The sequence below is a fragment of the Vibrio marinisediminis genome (genome assembly GCF_014050145.1).
Classification (GTDB): Bacteria; Pseudomonadota; Gammaproteobacteria; order Enterobacterales; family Vibrionaceae; genus Vibrio; species Vibrio marinisediminis.
In genome coordinates, this window is the sequence record NZ_JACFYF010000122.1 from 1 (window position 1) to 319 (window position 319).

1 protein-coding gene is annotated in these 319 nt (G+C 67.7%); it reads right to left on the bottom strand.

Features of this window, described 5'->3' with window-relative positions; genetic code table 11:
* A partial coding sequence (locus tag H2O73_RS23625) for an EamA family transporter (RefSeq protein ID WP_182110752.1) occupies positions 1 to 319 on the bottom strand: 319 nt, incomplete at both ends.

Sequence of the window (319 nt, forward strand, 5' to 3'; positions counted from 1 at the left end):
GTCCACCGCCTCGCCGAAGACCAGCGCACCCAGCGCCGTGGCCCAGACCAGCTGCAGGAAGGTCACCGGCTGGGTGACCGACATCGGCGCGGCCTGAAACGCACGGGTCATGGTGTAATGTCCCAACGTCGCGAAACAGGCGACGCCGAACAGCACCACGAGGTGCCAAGGGCTCGGCGTCACCCAGACGGCAATCGCGAAGGGCGCCAGCCCGATGGACACGAAGATCGACAGCCACGCCACCACCAGCCCCGGCGACAGGTCCCGTACCAGCCGCTTGGCCAACAGGTAGCTGATCGCAAAGCCAAGCGCCGTGCCG